General features: G+C 47.5%; 15 protein-coding genes. All 15 read left to right on the top strand.

The window, feature by feature from the left end:
- The first annotated feature begins 379 nt into the window (after window positions 1-379).
- Window positions 380-1,261, top strand: coding sequence for an RpnC/YadD family protein (locus H8S80_RS22945; RefSeq protein WP_117632301.1), 882 nt, complete (start codon window positions 380-382; stop codon window positions 1,259-1,261).
- Window positions 1,262-1,566: 305 nt separating this feature from the next.
- The gene (locus H8S80_RS22940; protein WP_181987961.1) at window positions 1,567-2,115 is read left to right on the top strand and encodes an AAA family ATPase; all 549 of its coding nucleotides are present in this window, start codon (window positions 1,567-1,569) and stop codon (window positions 2,113-2,115) included.
- A gap of 234 nt (window positions 2,116-2,349) precedes the next feature.
- Window positions 2,350-3,357 carry a LacI family DNA-binding transcriptional regulator gene (locus H8S80_RS22935; RefSeq protein ID WP_117632303.1) on the top strand — a complete coding sequence of 336 codons (1,008 nt, stop codon included), beginning with the start codon at window positions 2,350-2,352 and terminating at the stop codon, window positions 3,355-3,357.
- A 165-nt stretch (window positions 3,358-3,522) separates the two neighbouring features.
- The gene (locus H8S80_RS22930; protein WP_117632304.1) at window positions 3,523-4,692 is read left to right on the top strand and encodes an ABC transporter substrate-binding protein; all 1,170 of its coding nucleotides are present in this window, start codon (window positions 3,523-3,525) and stop codon (window positions 4,690-4,692) included.
- Window positions 4,693-5,045: 353 nt separating this feature from the next.
- The gene (locus H8S80_RS22925) at window positions 5,046-5,834 is read left to right on the top strand and encodes an ABC transporter permease (RefSeq protein WP_002602762.1); all 789 of its coding nucleotides are present in this window, start codon (window positions 5,046-5,048) and stop codon (window positions 5,832-5,834) included.
- Window positions 5,831-6,616, top strand: coding sequence for an ABC transporter permease (locus tag H8S80_RS22920; RefSeq protein ID WP_117632305.1), 786 nt, complete (start codon window positions 5,831-5,833; stop codon window positions 6,614-6,616). The genes H8S80_RS22925 and H8S80_RS22920 overlap by 4 nt, the downstream gene beginning before the upstream one ends.
- Window positions 6,595-7,368, top strand: a complete 774-nt coding sequence (locus H8S80_RS22915; protein WP_002602764.1) for an ABC transporter ATP-binding protein — start codon at window positions 6,595-6,597, stop codon at window positions 7,366-7,368. Before H8S80_RS22920 ends, H8S80_RS22915 begins: the two co-directional genes overlap by 22 nt.
- Window positions 7,369-7,370: 2 nt before the next feature.
- Window positions 7,371-8,114 carry an ABC transporter ATP-binding protein gene (locus tag H8S80_RS22910; RefSeq protein ID WP_055659243.1) on the top strand — a complete coding sequence of 248 codons (744 nt, stop codon included), beginning with the start codon at window positions 7,371-7,373 and terminating at the stop codon, window positions 8,112-8,114.
- Window positions 8,115-8,116: 2 nt separating this feature from the next.
- Window positions 8,117-9,598, top strand: coding sequence for a sulfatase family protein (locus H8S80_RS22905; RefSeq protein WP_117632306.1), 1,482 nt, complete (start codon window positions 8,117-8,119; stop codon window positions 9,596-9,598).
- A 16-nt stretch (window positions 9,599-9,614) separates the two neighbouring features.
- Window positions 9,615-11,096: a sulfatase family protein gene (locus H8S80_RS22900; RefSeq protein ID WP_117632307.1), complete on the top strand. Its 1,482-nt coding sequence runs from the start codon at window positions 9,615-9,617 to the stop codon at window positions 11,094-11,096.
- Window positions 11,097-11,124: 28 nt separating this feature from the next.
- On the top strand, window positions 11,125-12,735 hold the full coding sequence (locus tag H8S80_RS22895; RefSeq protein WP_117632308.1) for a mannitol dehydrogenase family protein: 1,611 nt from the start codon (window positions 11,125-11,127) through the stop codon (window positions 12,733-12,735).
- Window positions 12,736-13,161: 426 nt separating this feature from the next.
- A complete protein-coding gene (locus tag H8S80_RS22890) occupies window positions 13,162-13,632 on the top strand; it encodes a flavodoxin (protein WP_117632309.1) in 471 nt (156 codons plus the stop codon).
- A 12-nt stretch (window positions 13,633-13,644) separates the two neighbouring features.
- Complete coding sequence (locus H8S80_RS22885) at window positions 13,645-14,550, top strand: DUF362 domain-containing protein (RefSeq protein ID WP_117632310.1); 906 nt, start codon at window positions 13,645-13,647, stop codon at window positions 14,548-14,550.
- 18 nt (window positions 14,551-14,568) lie between these two features.
- Window positions 14,569-14,949 carry a MerR family transcriptional regulator gene (locus H8S80_RS22880; protein WP_002602784.1) on the top strand — a complete coding sequence of 127 codons (381 nt, stop codon included), beginning with the start codon at window positions 14,569-14,571 and terminating at the stop codon, window positions 14,947-14,949.
- 161 nt (window positions 14,950-15,110) lie between these two features.
- The gene (gene hcp / locus H8S80_RS22875) at window positions 15,111-16,772 is read left to right on the top strand and encodes a hydroxylamine reductase (RefSeq protein WP_117632311.1); all 1,662 of its coding nucleotides are present in this window, start codon (window positions 15,111-15,113) and stop codon (window positions 16,770-16,772) included.
- Window positions 16,773-16,857: the final 85 nt, after the last annotated feature.

Genomic DNA, 16,857 nt, shown 5'->3' with positions numbered 1-16,857 from the left:
TAAATGAGCGAAAAAGGACTGATCGGTGTTTGGGTGAATGGCATTCAAATACAGTCGGTCCTTTTTGGTATGGAGTAAAACTTTTGTTTGAGTGTGTGGCGTAACAGTTCTGCTTTTCGTTTCTGACTGCTGAACTGTTACTGTGTAGCCGATAAATACGGTTTTATTATTGTCTTTTTGTAATAACCATGTTATACTCTTGTTACGCATTTTCTTATGCGTCACGATATCTTATGCCATATTAATGGCATCACGGCAAGTCTGCCAAAGCATTCACAATTGTTTGGAAATAGAAAGCGGGAGGAGTGGTCTGTCTATGGAATGAATGTAAAAATCTATTGTAAAGTACCAGCTATTTGAGTATAATGGAGGTAGAAACGTGGTAAAAGTTAATAAAAAGTATAAAGACAGATTATTTCGCATGGTATTTAACCGGAAAGAGGAGCTAATTTCGCTGTATAATGCTGTCAGCCATTCCGAGTATACGGATCCAGAAGAATTGGAGATTTATACGCTCGAAGATGTGATTTATATGAAAATGAAGAATGATCTCGCATTTTTAATTGACGACGTTCTGAATCTGTGGGAGCACCAGTCTACATGGAACCCAAACATGCCGGTCCGGGGAGCCTTTTATATCGTAGAGGAATACAGAAAGTATATTGAGCAGAAGGGGCTGAACCTGTATGGAAGCCGTCTGATTACGCTTCCCGTTCCTCAATTCTATGTATTTTACAATGGCTTGAAGGAAGAGCCGGACAATGTAGAGCTGAAGTTATCCAATGCATTTTCCACGCTTCATCCGGAACTGGAACCGTGTATGGAATTTAAAGCGGTCATGGTGAACATTAACCGGGGACATAATAAAAGCCTGATGGAGCAGTGCTCTGCATTAAGGGAGTATGCAGAATTCGTGGCGCGAATCAGAGAATGGATGGAAGCAGGGGCAGATCTTTTGGAGGCAATCGGAGAAGTGATCGATTCCTGCATCCGGGATGGAATACTGGCGGAATTTTTGTCATCACACAGAGCGGAGGTGTTCGAGGTGCTGCTGACAGAGTATGATGAGCAGAGGCATATAGCGAGTGAGAAGGAATTGAGCAGGGAAGAGGGGATGAAGGCTGGTCTTCATAAAGCGGCTATCAATCTATTCAAGCGAGATATGTGTATAGAGGAAGCCGCAATTATTTGCGAGGAAGATGCCCGTCTCGTAGCAGAATGGTATGAGGAATGGGAAATTTCCAAAGGCGTTAGCCGTTAGGATCGAAGCAGAATGCTGCAGCCGCGCAGAAAATCACTTATTTCTAATTGAAAGTCAGAAATAGGTGATTTTTTGCTATAATCCTAAACCGATAGCCGGCAAAGTATTTTGTTGAGTCCTTGCGGTTCCTTATAAGGAAAAGTATTATAACCAGAAAAAATATGGAGATGCTGCTGAATTATAATGAATTGAATAAGAATAGGGTTTATGATACACTTGATTTATGCAACGGTATTCATTTTAACGCAATTGGACAAGGAGACCGAGTACGTATATGCAGATATATTTTTGATTCGGAGGATAAAATGGCAGCGAGAATTGTGATTATTTCAGGGGCGTGTGGAACAGGCAAGTCCAGCAGCTCCAGGTTGCTGGCTGAAAAATCACCGTACGATTGTGCGGTTCATATTCACAGTGACGATTTCTATCAGTACATACGTAAGGGATATATTGCCCCCTGGCTGGAGGGCAGCGGGAAACAGAATGAAGTCATGATTGAAGCGGTCGCGGCAAGTGCAGAGCGATTTTCGGCTGGCGGTTACGAGGTATTTGTTGACGGAACGATCGGAACATGGTTTCTTGAACCGTGGGAAAAAATTGCTGCGAAGGGAGTTGATGTGAGATATGTAATCCTGCGTCCCGATGAACAGGCAACGATTTTGCGTGCGACAGAGCGGGAGCAAAAGGCAGATTTCCCTTTAAGCTATGAAGTCATAAAAAATATCTGGCGTTCATTTTCTGATCTGGGGCAATATGAAGCTAATGTGGTGGATACCACGGATCAGACGGTTGAGGAGAGCATTGCGATGATTCAGGAGCGGCTGCAGGCTGGAGAGTTTCGTCTGGGAGAATAATGTTATTTTCCTTTTGAGTTCACTCATACGTATGCATAAAGGGCTATGAAAAATAGTAAAACAGTGATATAATTCTATCAAAAGAATTAAATGGCTCCTGCAAAAGTAGATAATTGAGAAGAAGCCGGGAAATAAAGCAGCAAACCAACAATAAAGAACCGAACAGACAATCAAATTAAACAGATCACATGCGTCAGTCATCATCAGTATTATTATCATTAGGAGGTCAATCACGTGACATCAAAAGAATTCGCTGAAATTATAGGGGTATCACAGTCCACCATATCGAGAGCGTTAAACAACAGCAGCCAGATTTCTGTGGAGCGGCGCGAGTTTATTCAGAAGAAAGCGGAGGAGTACGGTTTCGTTTTGAACAGTCAGGCGAGAAGCCTAAAGACAAACCGCACAGGCACGGTGGGGATCCTGTTTCCGAAGCATTTTATCGGCATGAGCTCCAATCTTGGACTTGCGCATTTATATGATCTGGTACAGGCGGAGCTGAGTAAATATGATTATGATGTGATGGTCGTCTATGATGGGGAAAAACAGAATGGCCTCTCCACCTTTGAAAGAATGATTAAGATCGGGAAAGTGGACGGATTTATCATTTTTCGAATGGAATCCAGCAAAAAAGACCTGGAACTGATAAAGAAGTATAAGGTTCCCTGTGTTTATCTGCTTCATGCAGAAAAGGCCGGCTCCTATGGCAGCTGCCTCTCAGACTGTGAATACAGCGGATATCTGATCGGAAAACTGTTCGGAAAATATAAGGAATATAAAAGCTTTTACATCAATGTAAAAACCTCCGCGGAATCGAAAACGAGACTGGCCGGATTTAGACGCGGTCTGAAAGAACGCGGCGTTGTTATGGATAAGGATGCCGTATGGCAGAGCGAGTTGTCAGTAAAATCCGCATACGAATGCATTACCAATAATCAGGAGACGATTAAAGCGAGAAAATGTGCGATCCTGGCATTCAATGATACGGTTGCCCTCGGCGTTTTAAATGCATGCAGGGATCTGGGGCTAAAAGTGCCGGAAGACGTGCAGATATCAGGCGTTGGAGGTCTGCCGATCATCGCTGAAATTGCGCCGGATCTTACCACTGTGAATGTGTTCCATGAGAGAATCGCCTCCATGGGATGCGAGATGCTTCGCTCTGCGATTGTTCATGGTGCCCAGGAGCCGATTCATACCGTGATCAGGCCGGAACTCGTACTGAGGGGAACGACTCTTCGGTAATTCTTTGTGCTATTCGCATAAAAAATCACGATAAAATGTATCAACTATGACAAAATTGAATAAAGGTGTTGACAATGACTTTACCGGGAGCTATAATTTAACCATGCAACGAACGCATACGTATGCGTAAACTCACACAAAACCCAAAGGAGAGGGAGGATTACAATGGTTAGATTCGGAAAGAAAGTATTGGCAGCAACATTATCGGCTTCTATGGTTCTGGCGATGACAGCTTGCGGTTCCGGCAGTTCAAGTAAGACCACAGAGAAGGCGGCGGAGACCACAGCCGCAGCTGAGAGTGCAAAGGAAATCACAGCAGAGGCTAAGGAAGAGACTGCGGAGGAGACTGCGGGGGCGGTCATGCCGAAAGCGTCAGGCGAGAAGCTGGTGATCGGCACTCTGGCAAACTGGGTGGGACTTCCGGCATGGTATGCCTATGCGGAAGGGTATTATGAAGAGGTAGGACTTGATGTTGAAATCGTAAACTTTGGTTCTCAGGGAACCCTCGTCAATGAAGCGATGGCAGCCGATGAATGTGATATTGCCGTATCCGGTATGGCTTCTGTATATGCTCTTTCTACCGGTATGTATAAGTATATCGGGGACGGATGTCTGACGATCAGCGGTGAGACGCTTTACGGCCGTCCGGATGATGCGATCTACAAGGCCGGCGCAGATGCGAACGGTGTCTATGGCAGTGCAGATGCATTAAAAGATGCGGTTATCCTTGGGCCGATGAATACAACTGCTCAGATGAACGCCATTGCATATATGCAGTATTTCGGCATTGATGCAAATTCCTTTACTTTTACGAACCTGGATTACTCCTCTGCGCTGGCTGCATTTGAATCCGGTCAGGGCAATTTAATAGCAGTGAATCCTACTTATGCCGCTATCCTTGCAGCAGATGGTTATGTACAGGTTTCTGATTTTACACAGGTGTCGCCCCAGGATATTATTGACGCGGTCTATTGCCAGAATGAGGTGGCCGAGAAACGCCCGGAGGATGTGGAGCTTTTCCTGTACTGCTACTATAAAGCATGTCAGGATATGTTAAACAATCAGGATAACAGAGTTGCGGTAGCCTATAAATGGTATGTAGATGAGGGACTTGATTATAAAGAGCAGGATGTCATCGACGAGTGCAGTCTTAAGAGCTATTTTACTCTGGATACGGTGGACAGCGGCGACTATCTGCTGGGAAGCTTTATGAATTACGCTGCAGAATTCCTTCTTACCAATGAAAAGGTAACAGAAGATGATGTGACCAATGTGAAGGCAAGTATTGATAACAGCTTCATTACTTCCATAAAAAAGTGGGCGTCAGCTGAGTAGTCAGGCGCTAGTACAGCGTTGCATAAGTTCCAGTGAATTCTGCACTCGCTATTCACGCCAGGACCACGCCCGCGAAGCTAACCGTAGGGTCCACTCGCCGTCGCTTCGCGGACACGCCCCTGACGCAAATATCAAGCACACAATTCACCGAAACTTACGCAATGCTGTACTAGTGGAAATAAAACTTTGAGAATCCCGGTCCTTTTATTTTGTAATATTTTTGCGATAACTAAATCTTACAGGAAGGGGACCGGGATTCCTTTGTAATATCGGCAGAGCCGATGGAGTACTGACGGGATAAAACCGCAGAAACTTGAGGAGTAATACGATTGATTTAAAATGGAGAAAGTTCAATGAAAACGAAGAAGAAAATCAGCAAATATACAATTATTTCCTGCTGCACGGTTCTGTTCGTGCTGGCAGCCTGGTATGTCTGCATTAATGTTCTGCATTTAAAACAGGAAACTGTCTTTCCAGGACCGCTCACTGTTGCCAAAACATTTGTGCAGAAAATGACTTCGAAAGTACCGGATGGGGCGACGCTTCCGACCCACCTGATGGGAAGCCTGAAAGTAGCGCTGTTCGGATACTCTCTGGGAGTGCTGTTCGGGGTTCCGATGGGGATCATGATGGCCTGGTTTAAGTGGGTAGACCGTCTTGCAAGACCGCTGTTTGACTTAATCCGGCCGGTTCCGGGCCTTGCCTGGATTCCGATGTTTATTCTACTTTTCGGTATCGGCATTTTACCAAAGGCCGCTGTTATTTTTCTCAGCACCTCGGTCGCATGCATCGTAAACAGCTACACCGGAATTAAACAGACGAAACAGGAACATCTCTGGGTTGGAGATGTCTTCGGATTTTCAAATTTGCAAAAACTATTTAAAATAGCGATTCCCACTGCACTGCCGATGATCTTTACCGGGCTGAGAGTGGCGATGGGAGCGGCCTGGATGGCTCTCGTTGCGGCTGAACTCCTTGCCTCCTCCGTAGGCCTCGGATATATGATTCAGCAGGGCAGGTACGCTTCAAAACCGGCGCTTGTATTTGTCGGTATGATCATGATCGGAATTGTCGGATTGCTATTCGATACAATTCTGCACTGGCTTGAAGTAAAAGTTGCGAAAGGAATGAATGCAGAATGAATGAAAATACAAAAGAAAAATTATTGTCAGTCATATGTGCGGTTATTTCGATTGGAGCATTTTTGCTTCTCTGGTGGTTCGTGACGCATTACACATACTTGTCGAAGCTTTTGCCGGACCCCGTTGTGGTGCTGAAGGCGACCTTCGAGTACTGTATCGGCGTAGTGGGCAAATACAGTCTTATCATTCACATGCTGAGCAGTCTGAGGCGAGTACTGATCGGCTTCTGCCTGGGATCCCTGGCCGGTGTTATACTTGGCTTGCTGATGGGAAGATATCTCCTTGCCAGGGCAATTTTTAATCCGATTTTCAGATTTATACGTCCGATTCCTCCGATTGCCTGGATTCCGATTTCTATTATATGGTTTGGCCTTGGAGAGGAAGCGAAAATATTCCTGATTTTCTTGGCGGCATTTGCCAATACCACATTGAATGCGATGACCGGGGCCATGAATGTCGATCCCGAAGTGATTCATGCAGCCAGGATGCTTGGGGCAAAGGAACGTCAGATTTTTACCACTGTTGTAATTCCCGCATCGGTTCCGGCTATTTTTGCAGGACTCCAGGTCGGAATATCGTCTGCGTGGGCAAGTGTGGTGGCAGCCGAGATGATCAAGGCAGAGAACGGCCTGGGATGGATTATTCAGGCCGGTATGGATAACAACAATATGACCCAGATTCTGGCCGGAATCATTATGATTGGCGTTGTTGGTTTTTTGCTGGCTTATATTATGCGTAAAGCTGAAGAGGTGATGTGTCGATGGAACAAGAGCGGAAGATAAATACAGTAATAGAATGCAAAGGCGTCTGTAAGACATTTGATACGCCGGAGGGGAAACACGAAGTCGTGCGCGGGCTGAATTTTGCCGCCAGAGAAAATGAATTCCTGGTCCTTTTTGGCCCCGGCCAGTGCGGAAAAACAACCATTATCAATATGATTGCCGGCTTTGAACCGGCCACAGAGGGAAGTATAACCGCTTCCGGCAAGAAGGTTGAACGGCCGGATGTCTCCAGAGGCGTAGTATTTCAGTCCATTTCACTCTTTCCCTGGATGACAACCATGGGCAATGTCGAATATGGACCTAAAATAGCCGGAGTAAATAAGGAAGAACGGAAAAAACGGGCGCAGAAATATATCGACCTGGTAGGACTTCAGGGCTTTGAAAATTCCTATCCCGTTCAGCTCTCCGGAGGTATGAGGCAGCGTGTCGGCATCGCGAGGGCATACTGCAACGAGCCTGATGTAATGCTGATGGATGAGCCGTTTGGCGCGCTGGATGCGCAAACCAGATATTTAATGCAGGAGGAACTGCAGAGAATATGGAGCGCAGAGAAACGTACGGTTATTTTCGTAACCAATAATATTGAAGAAGCACTGTATCTTGCAGATCGAATTATTGTTCTTACCAATTGCCCTGCAACAGTAAAGAAGGAATATGTCATCGATCTTCCCAGACCCAGAAATTTGGTTTCGGAACAATTCCTGGCGCTTCGTAAGGAAATAACCGGCATCCTGGACAGATGGGAGGATTAGGTATGAGTGATCAGATAAAAGTACAGGTCAGACACCTGACGAAGAAATTTGGGGATCTGCTGGTTCTGAGCGATGTGTCTTTTGACGTAATGGATGGCGATTTACTTTGCGTTGTAGGTCCCACGGGCTGCGGAAAAACAACCTTTCTCAACAGCCTGGTAAATATTTACGATACTACCTCCGGCGAAATCCTGTTGGATGGACAGAAGGTGGATACGAAAAAGCAGAATATAGCGTATATCTTTCAGGGAAATTCAACCATGCCCTGGCTGACTGTAGAAGAAAATGTGGGCTTTGGACTGCTGTATAAGCCGCTTTCCGATGCAGAAAAGAAGGAGCGGACAGAGAAGTATCTGGAAATCGTGGGATTAACCAAATACAGAAAATACTATCCCAAACAGCTCTCTGCCAGCATGCTGCAGAGGGTGAGCATCGCCCGAGCATTCGCCACGGAGCCGGAACTGCTGCTGATGGATGAGCCGTATGGACAGCTGGATATTGAGCTTCGCTTCCGGCTGGAGGATGAGCTGGTGAAGCTGTGGCAGATGACGAAGACGACGGTATTATTTATCACACATAATATCGAAGAGGCGGTCTACCTGGGCAATAAAATTATGATTCTGACGAACAAGCCGACAACAGTTAAAACAACATTGATCAATGAGCTTCCGCGTCCGCGTGATATTGCTGATCCGCAGTTTATTGAGCTTCGGAATAAAGTGACTGAACTTATTAAATGGTGGTAAATATGGAAAAGAAGAGAAAGAATATTGTCTGGTTCTGTACGGACCAGCAGAGGTGGGATACCATTCACAGCCTTGGCAATCCCTATATACATACGCCGAATATTGACCGGCTGGTGGAGGAAGGCGTTGCATTTACCAGGGCCTATACGCAGGCGCCGATCTGCACGCCCAGCCGCGCCTGCTTTTTAACGGGACGTTATCCCAGAACGACGAAGACGATCTTTAATGGAAATGAAAACTTCTCGAAAGATGAAAAACTGGTGACAAAGCTGCTGGCTGATGAAGGGTATACGTGCGGCCTGGCGGGCAAGCTTCATCTGACATCTGCGGAAGGCAGAGTGGAGAAGCGGTGCGATGACGGGTATTCCTATTTCCAGTACAGTCACCACCCTCATAATGACTGGAAGGATGGAGGAAATGATTATCAAAACTGGCTGAATGAAAAAGGCGTCCACTGGGAAGAAATCTACGGCGGTAAGTTTATGACTATGGCTACGTGGCCGCCGCAGGCAAATCCCGCATTTTCGGGGAAGCAGGTGGGCGTTCCCGCACAGTACCACCAGACTACATGGTGTGTGGAGAAGACGATCGATTTTATTGAGAGCAGGAGAAATACCGGAGAACCGTGGCTGATCAGCGTGAATCCCTTCGATCCCCATCCGCCCCTGGATCCGCCGCAGGAATACAAAGACCGGCTGAGCATAGAAGATATGCCGCTGCCTCTCTGGGAAGACGGTGAGATGGAGGGGAAGCCCCCCCATCAGCAGAAGGATGTGATTCAAGGTGGACAGGATGGCCAGGCGGAGCCCATAGGCTCGCTTACAGATGAAGAAAAACGGGAGCATTTCAGAGATTACTATGCGGAGATAGAGCTGATCGATGACCAGTTTGGGAGACTGCTTGAGTACCTTGACCGAACCGGGCAGCGTGAGGATACGATTGTTATTTTCATGAGTGATCACGGTGAAATGAGCGGCGATCATGGGTTGTATTGGAAGGGCGCCTATTTCTATGAGGGCCTCGTGCACGTACCCTTAATCATTTCCTGCCCGTCCGTTTTCAAACAGGGATTACGGTGCGACGCGCTGGTGGAACTCGTAGATATCGCCCCGACACTGATGGAAGCTGCCGGACTGGAAGTCCCTTATTTTATGCAGGGAAAGAGTTTTTATGGTATACTGACAGGAGAGGCGGATCCCCATCATTTCAAAGACGCAGTTTACAGTGAGTTTTATCACTGCCTGAGAGGAACTCATGAAGACATTGATGCGACAATGTATTATAATGGGAGATATAAGCTGGTAATTTACCATGGAAAAGAGTTCGGAGAGTTGTATGACCATGAGACGGATCCGAATGAATTCCATAATCTGTGGGATAAACCGGAATATGAGACGTTTAAAACAGAACTGGTGAGGAAGAGTTTCGATCATACTATACTCTGCAATATGGATAATTCCATGCACCGAGTCTATGGTTTCTGATAAAGGAGATGGAGAGATGAGTCAGAAACCGGTAAATATTGTTTGGTTTTGTACGGATCAGCAGCGCTATGATACGATTCATGCGCTGGGAAATCCATATATCCATACACCGAACATCGATCGATTGATAGAAGAAGGGGTTGCATTTACCCGGGCCTATACACAGGCGCCGGTTTGTACACCCAGCCGTTCCTGTTTTTTAACCGGAAGATATCCCCGAACAACGAAAGCATTTTATAATGGCAATGACAATTATTCAAAAGATGAAAAGCTGGTGACAAAGCTTCTGGCCGATTCCGGATACGTTTGCGGCTTATCCGGAAAGCTTCATTTGACTTCTGCACAGGGGCGGATGGAAAAGCGCACAGACGATGGCTACAGCTATGTCCAATGGAGTGAACATCCTAACGACGACTGGCCGGGCGGCGAAAATGATTATCAAAACTGGCTGAAAGAGAAAGGCCTTCGCTGGGAAGATATCTACGGGGGAAAATATGCCAGTATGGCAACGTGGCCGCCGAAACCGAATCCTCATTTTACAGGTAAAACGGTTGGCGTGCCGGCCGAGTACCATCAAACAACCTGGTGTGTCCAAAAAGCGATTGAGTTTATCGAACAGAACCGCAGCAGCGGGAAACCGTGGCTGATCAGCATGAACCCTTACGATCCGCATCCGCCCCTGGATCCGCCGCAGGCCTACAAGGACAGATTAAACATTGAGGATATGCCGCTGCCTTTATGGAAGGATGGGGAGCTGGACAGCAAACCTCCGCACCAGCAGAAGGATTATATGCAGGGCGGCCAGGATGGGCAGGCGGAACCGTACCCGACGCTGACGGAGGATGACAGGAGAGAACGTTTTCGTGATTATTATGCGGAGATAGAGCTGATTGACGATCAGTTTGGCCGTCTGATGAATTACCTGGAGGAGACGGGGCAAAGGGAGCAGACGCTCGTGATTTTTATGAGTGATCACGGCGAGATGAATGGGGACCATGGCCTTTATTGGAAAGGCGCCTATTTCTATGAGGCGCTGGTTCATATTCCGCTTATTATGTCGTGTCCGTCCCTGTTTAAAAGCGGCTTAAAAAGTGATGCGCTGGTTGAACTTGTGGATCTGGCTCCGACCCTGATGGAGCTTACCGGACAGGAGGTTCCTTATTATATGCAGGGGAAGAGTCTTCTTCCTATTCTGACCGGACAGGCGGAACCCCATCATCATAAAGATTCGGTTTATTCAGAATTCTATCACTGTCTCCTGGGATCGCATGATAATATTTATGCGACCATGTATTATGACGGCAGATATAAGATTGTAAATTACCATGGAATGGAGTATGGAGAACTTTACGACCATGAAACGGATCCGGAGGAGTTCTGCAATCTGTGGGATAAGCCGGAGTACGCCTTGAAAAAAGCTGAGTTGATCAAAAAGAATTTTGACAGTGCCGTTATGAAAAATATGGACCGGTCTATGCATATGATTAATGAATACTGACAGGATATGCAGACCAGAGGAGATGCTGATGAAACTTACTTTAGAAGGAATAAAGGACAAACAACTATGGAGTCAGGCAGGAATCGAACTGCCATCCTATGATTTGGAAGAACTGGCACAGCGGACAAAAGAAGCGCCAGTCTGGGTTCATTTTGGTATTGGGAATATTTTTCGTATTTTTATTGGCAGCATTGCGGATCGTCTGATCACAGACGGATTGATGGACCGCGGGATTGTCTGTGTGGAGACATTTGACTATGAAACCATCGACCGGATCTATAAGCCCTACGACAATCTTTCCCTGTCGGTGATCTTAAATAACGACGGAACGACAGAAAAAAGGGTATTCGGCTGTTTCACGGAAGCACGGAAGGGGCTGCCTGACGGGACGGAAGACAGACAGCGCTTAAGAGAGATCTTTGCCAATCCGAGTCTGCAGATGGTTTCCTTTACGATCACGGAAAAGGGATATGCGCTGCGTGGTGCGGACGGACAGTATTACCGCTTTATTCTGGACGATATTGACTATGGTCCGGACCGGGCAGCAGGGGCTGTTGCGATCATAGCCGCCATGCTCCTTGAGCGGTATCGGGCGGGGGCGAAGCCGCTGGCGCTTGTCTCCATGGATAACTGCTCCCATAATGGGGAGAAGCTTCGCAGCGCAGTGCTGGAAATCGGACAGGAATGGAACAAGAAGGGCTTTGTCGATGAGGAATTTTTAAGCTATATCAGTGACGAGGAGAAGATTGCATTTCCATGGTCCATGATAGATAAGATCACGCCGAGGCCGAGTGAGGCGGTGAAAGCGATGCTTCAGGACGCCGGAGTGGAGGACATGGATATTGTGATCACCGATAAGCAGACGTACATAGCGCCTTTTGTAAATGCCGAAGAACCGCAGTATCTGGTGGTGGAGGACCATTTCCCCAATGGACGTCCGGCTCTCGAGAAGGCCGGGGTCTATATGACAAGCCGTGAAACCGTGAACAAGGCGGAGCGGATGAAGGTTACGGTCTGTTTAAACCCCATCCATACCGCTCTGGCGCCTTACGGGTGTATGCTGGGCTTCAAACTCTTTTCTGATCAGATGAGTGATCCGGAGCTGGTTAAGCTGGCGGAAAAGGTGGGGCTGCAGGAAGGAATGGAGTTTGTGGAGGATCCCGGTATTATTTCACCGAAAGCGTTTATTGACGAGTGCATCAATGTGCGTTTTTCCAATCCGTATCTTGGGGATACACCGCAGCGTATCGCAGTGGATACTTCGCAGATGGTTGGAATCCGCTTTGGGGAAAATATCAAGGCCTGCGTTCACAAATACGGTGATGCGAAAAAGCTGAAAGGGATTCAGCTGGCCATTGCCGGCTGGCTTCGGTATCTGCTTGCTGTCGATGACGACGGCAAACCGTTTGCGCTTTCCCCGGATCCCATGATCCTTAAGCTGCAGGGGCAGATGGCCGGAATCGCATGGGGCGATCCGGACAGCTTAAAGGATCAGCTCCGGCCGATTCTGGGAAACGCGAATATTTTCGGTATCGACCTGTATGAGGCGGGAATCGGAGACGATATTACGGAGATGGTGCGGGAAGAGATCGCGGGTAAGGGGGCGGTCAGAGAGGTGCTGAGAAAGTATTTGAAATAAGAGTACTGTTTGCAGCAATTTAACAAAATCAACGAGAATTCTCCCGACCTCTATAGGTGGGAGATGAATCGCAAAAACAAACTTAGCGGCAGTGGCGGGCAGATATTCCCCACTGACACGAGGTCAAAACAATCCGAACAACCGGATAAAATGGCAGTATAGCTATTATGTCATTCTGGGTTTTGTATACTGAACTCAGAATGTGGATTGAAATAATGTATGTGCGGTAAGGTGTTTTGTTATTGTGAAGTGAGGAGGCAGTCAGATTAATTCTGGCTGCCTTTTTAATCTTTTTGGGGGGATTTGAGGTAACTGCTCATTTGATTTACAAAAAGCTGCAAAAAATCTTCAAAATCTTCAAAAACCTCTTGACTTAGAGTTAACTCCAGGTAGTACAGTGGTAATACAAAAAGGAAGGAGAACACGATGAAAGCAGTCATTATCTATTATTCCTACAGTGGAAATACGAAAAAAATTGCGGAAATGGTACAGCGCGAGACGGGATTTAGGGCGGCGGAGCTGAGGACCGTGGTGCCCTATTCAGAGAACTACGATGTGGTGGTGGATCAGGGGCAGGACGAAGTGAAACGGGGATTTATGCCGGAGATCCTGCCGCTGGAAGTGAATCCTGAGGAGTATGACACCGTATTTTTGGGAACGCCGGTATGGTGGTATACGTATGCCCCGGCGGTAAAGACATTTTTGGCACAGTATAAGCTGGCCGGAAAGACGATTCTGCCATTTGCCACAAACGGCGGCTGGATTGGCCATACCGCAAAGGACATAAAAGGTGCCTGCCCGGATTCTGAGATTGGGGAGATTTTAAATGTCCGTTTCGACGGCGCGCGGCTTGTAACTCCGGAAAAAAGGATTTTGGAATGGATAAAGAAAGTGTGAGAGGTACAGCAGATGAAAATAGTAATGAATCAGGTACACAGCACCAATAAAGAGACGGGTACCGTATACATGACAAAGAATATCAGCCCGGAAGGCCTGATGCGTACTTACCGGGCATTAGGCATGAAGGCAGCGGGAAAAACGGCTGTGAAGATTTCCAGCGGAGAGCCGGGAGGCCATCATTTCCTTTCATTCAAGCTGATAGAGCCACTGGTAAAAGAGGTAAACGGCACGATTGTGGAATGCAACACGGCATACGGCGGAAGAAGGGCCGATACCAAATCTCATTGCAAGGTAATGGAGGAGCATGGCTTTTCAACCATCGCTCCATATGATATTATGGATGCAGATGGTTCCATTGCTATTCCAGTGGCGGGCGGTGTTCATTTAAAAGAGGACATGGTGGGCTCGCATCTGGCAAACTATAATTTTATCGTAAATCTGGCTCATTTTAAGGGGCATGCCATGGGCGGCTTCGGCGGTGTGCTTAAAAATATGTCCATTGGTATTGCATCAGCTATGGGAAAGAGTCTGATTCACAGTGCGGGAAAGGAAACGACCGGGTTTGGAATCGACACACCTCAGGATGATTTCCTGGAGTCCATGGCGGAAGCGGCCAAGGCGGTGGCCGATTACAGGAACGGTTCCATCCTCTATATCAATGTGATGAACCATCTCTCGGTGGACTGCGACTGTGATTCTCACCCGGCTCCGCCGGAAATGAACGATATCGGAATCTTTGCTTCCTTAGACCCGGTGGCCTTAGACCAGGCCTGCGTGGACCAGGTCTATGATGCTCCCGACGGATCGGCACTCATTGAGCGAATCGAGTCACGCCACGGAATCCATACCGTGGAGCACGCGGAAGCAATCGGAGTCGGAACGAGGAACTATGTCTTGTATACACTGGATGAGTGAAACAGAAGGAGAGATAAAATGACCATAGCAGAGGTGAGCAAAAAATATGATATCACTGCGGATACACTGCGCTATTACGAGCGGATTGGTCTGATTCCGCCCGTTCCGCGGACGAAAAGCGGAATTCGTGATTATGACGACGTTTCTTGCGGATGGATTGAGCTAATGATCTGCATGAGGAAGGCAGGAGTTCAGATTGAGGCACTGATCGAGTATGTAGCCCTGTTTCATCAGGGAGACTTAACGATTGATGCCAGGAAGAATCTTCTGATTGAACAGAGAGAACAGCTGGTTGAGCGGATGAACGCCATGCAGGTCTCGTTAGACCGGTTGAACGACAAGATCGACCGCTACGAAAAGGGGCTTATGGTGACGGAGAAAAGGCTGCAAAAGCTGTGAAGTTTCATTTCAATTTCATAAATAAAAAAATAAAAAAAGGCCGCAGTCCGTTGCAATTGCAACATACTGCGGCCGCTTTTTATGATAAGCTGATTACGAATTCAAGAGAAACTGATTGTAGATCTTAAAAAGCAGGAAATATAGAATGGAGGAAGTACAATATGGAGAACAAGATGTTTTGCTATCAGTGCCAGGAGACGGCGGGATGCGCCGGATGTACAAAATCAGGTGTCTGCGGAAAGGGGCCCCGTACGGCCGCTTTACAGGATATGCTGGTGTGGGTGACAAAAGGACTTTCAGAAGTGGCGGTACGCATGCGGGAGGAGAATCAGAACGTTCCGGATGGGGTAAACAGCCAGGTGGTGGAAAACCTCTTTATCACGATTACCAATGCCAATTTTGACGATGAGGCGATAATCCGGAAGATAAAGGAAACGCTGGAAATGAAAAGAGAGCTCGCAAAAAGCCTGTCAGGAACGGAACCCATGTCTCCAGCGGCTCTCTGGGATGACGCGGAGCATATGGAAGAGAAGGCGAAAAGCGTCGGTGTGTTATCCACGGAAGATGAGGATATCCGCAGTCTCCGGGAACTGATTACCTATGGTCTTAAGGGAATGGCAGCCTACTTAAAGCATGCCGCGGCTCTGGAGGCAAAGTCGGAAAACAGGAACACGGCAGACGGCAAAAGAGACACGGCGGCATTTTTAGAGAAGGCGCTGGCGGCGACTCTGAATCCGGCGCTGACCGCGGAGGAACTGACAGCGCTCGCCCTTGAGACCGGAGAGTACGGAGTGACAGCCATGGCGCTTCTCGATGAGGCAAATACCTCCTCATATGGCCATCCGGAGATTACGGAGGTCAGCATCGGGGTCAGAAAGAATCCGGGAATTCTCGTATCCGGCCATGATTTATACGATCTGGAACAGCTTCTGGAGCAGACGGACGGAACCGGCATCGATGTGTACACTCATTCAGAGATGCTTCCGGCGCACTATTATCCGGCCTTTAAGAAATACTCTCATTTTGTGGGAAATTACGGAAATGCATGGTGGAAACAGAAGGAAGAGTTTGAGGCGTTCGGCGGGCCGATTCTGCTGACAACCAACTGCCTGGTTCCGCCGAGAGACAGCTATAAGGAACGGCTCTACACGACCGGAGCGGTTGGATATCCGGGATGCAGGCATATAGAAGCGGGCGAGGATGGAAAGAAAGATTTCTCGCAGATTATCAATCAGGCAAAACAATGTCCGCCGCCGGTGGAACTGGAAACAGGCAGTATTGTCGGCGGATTCGCCCATAATCAGGTTCTTGCTCTAGCAGAGCCGATTGTAGAAGCAGTGAAAAGCGGAGCCATTAAAAAATTCGTTGTGATGGCAGGCTGCGACGGCCGGGCGCCATCGAGAAATTATTATACGGATTTTGCCAAAGCGCTTCCAAAGGACGCGGTCATTTTAACCGCCGGATGTGCGAAGTATAAGTATAACAAGCTGAATCTCGGCGACATCGGAGGAATTCCCCGTGTTTTGGATGCCGGACAGTGCAACGACAGCTACTCCCTGGCCGTGATCGCTCTGAAGTTAAAGGAAGTATTCGGCCTGGAGGATATCAACGACCTGCCAATCATCTACAACATCGCATGGTATGAGCAGAAGGCGGTTATCGTTCTGCTGGCCCTGCTTTCCCTCGGCGTGAAGAATATCCACCTGGGACCGACGCTGCCAGCCTTCTTATCGCCGAATGTGGCGAAGGTTCTGGTTCAGCAGTTCGGAATTGCAGGAATTGGTACGGTGGAAGATGATATGAAGTTGTTTTTTGAATCATAAGCATGAAAGTGAATCATACAGAGAAAAAGCCAGGGACATCAAATACCTGGCTTTTTTTCAACCTGACGTGTCAGGGCGTGTTTGA

The organism is Hungatella sp. L36, from assembly GCF_014288035.1.
The sequence above is the reverse complement of the archived record's forward strand: the minus strand, read 5'-3'. Positions and strand labels throughout refer to the sequence as shown.

What these genes read in the sequence shown, in the direction of transcription:
- hcp (WP_117632311.1), top strand. Translation starts at nt 15,111, where the DNA reads ATGGAGAACAAGATGTTTTGCTATCAGTGCCAGGAGACGGCGGGATGC.
- H8S80_RS22940 (WP_181987961.1), top strand. Translation starts at nt 1,567, where the DNA reads ATGGCAGCGAGAATTGTGATTATTTCAGGGGCGTGTGGAACAGGCAAG.
- H8S80_RS22880 (WP_002602784.1), top strand. Translation starts at nt 14,569, where the DNA reads ATGACCATAGCAGAGGTGAGCAAAAAATATGATATCACTGCGGATACA.
- H8S80_RS22905 (WP_117632306.1), top strand. Translation starts at nt 8,117, where the DNA reads ATGGAAAAGAAGAGAAAGAATATTGTCTGGTTCTGTACGGACCAGCAG.
- H8S80_RS22885 (WP_117632310.1), top strand. Translation starts at nt 13,645, where the DNA reads ATGAAAATAGTAATGAATCAGGTACACAGCACCAATAAAGAGACGGGT.
- H8S80_RS22895 (WP_117632308.1), top strand. Translation starts at nt 11,125, where the DNA reads ATGAAACTTACTTTAGAAGGAATAAAGGACAAACAACTATGGAGTCAG.
- H8S80_RS22915 (WP_002602764.1), top strand. Translation starts at nt 6,595, where the DNA reads ATGGAACAAGAGCGGAAGATAAATACAGTAATAGAATGCAAAGGCGTC.
- H8S80_RS22925 (WP_002602762.1), top strand. Translation starts at nt 5,046, where the DNA reads ATGAAAACGAAGAAGAAAATCAGCAAATATACAATTATTTCCTGCTGC.
- H8S80_RS22890 (WP_117632309.1), top strand. Translation starts at nt 13,162, where the DNA reads ATGAAAGCAGTCATTATCTATTATTCCTACAGTGGAAATACGAAAAAA.
- H8S80_RS22910 (WP_055659243.1), top strand. Translation starts at nt 7,371, where the DNA reads ATGAGTGATCAGATAAAAGTACAGGTCAGACACCTGACGAAGAAATTT.
- H8S80_RS22930 (WP_117632304.1), top strand. Translation starts at nt 3,523, where the DNA reads ATGGTTAGATTCGGAAAGAAAGTATTGGCAGCAACATTATCGGCTTCT.
- H8S80_RS22900 (WP_117632307.1), top strand. Translation starts at nt 9,615, where the DNA reads ATGAGTCAGAAACCGGTAAATATTGTTTGGTTTTGTACGGATCAGCAG.
- H8S80_RS22920 (WP_117632305.1), top strand. Translation starts at nt 5,831, where the DNA reads ATGAATGAAAATACAAAAGAAAAATTATTGTCAGTCATATGTGCGGTT.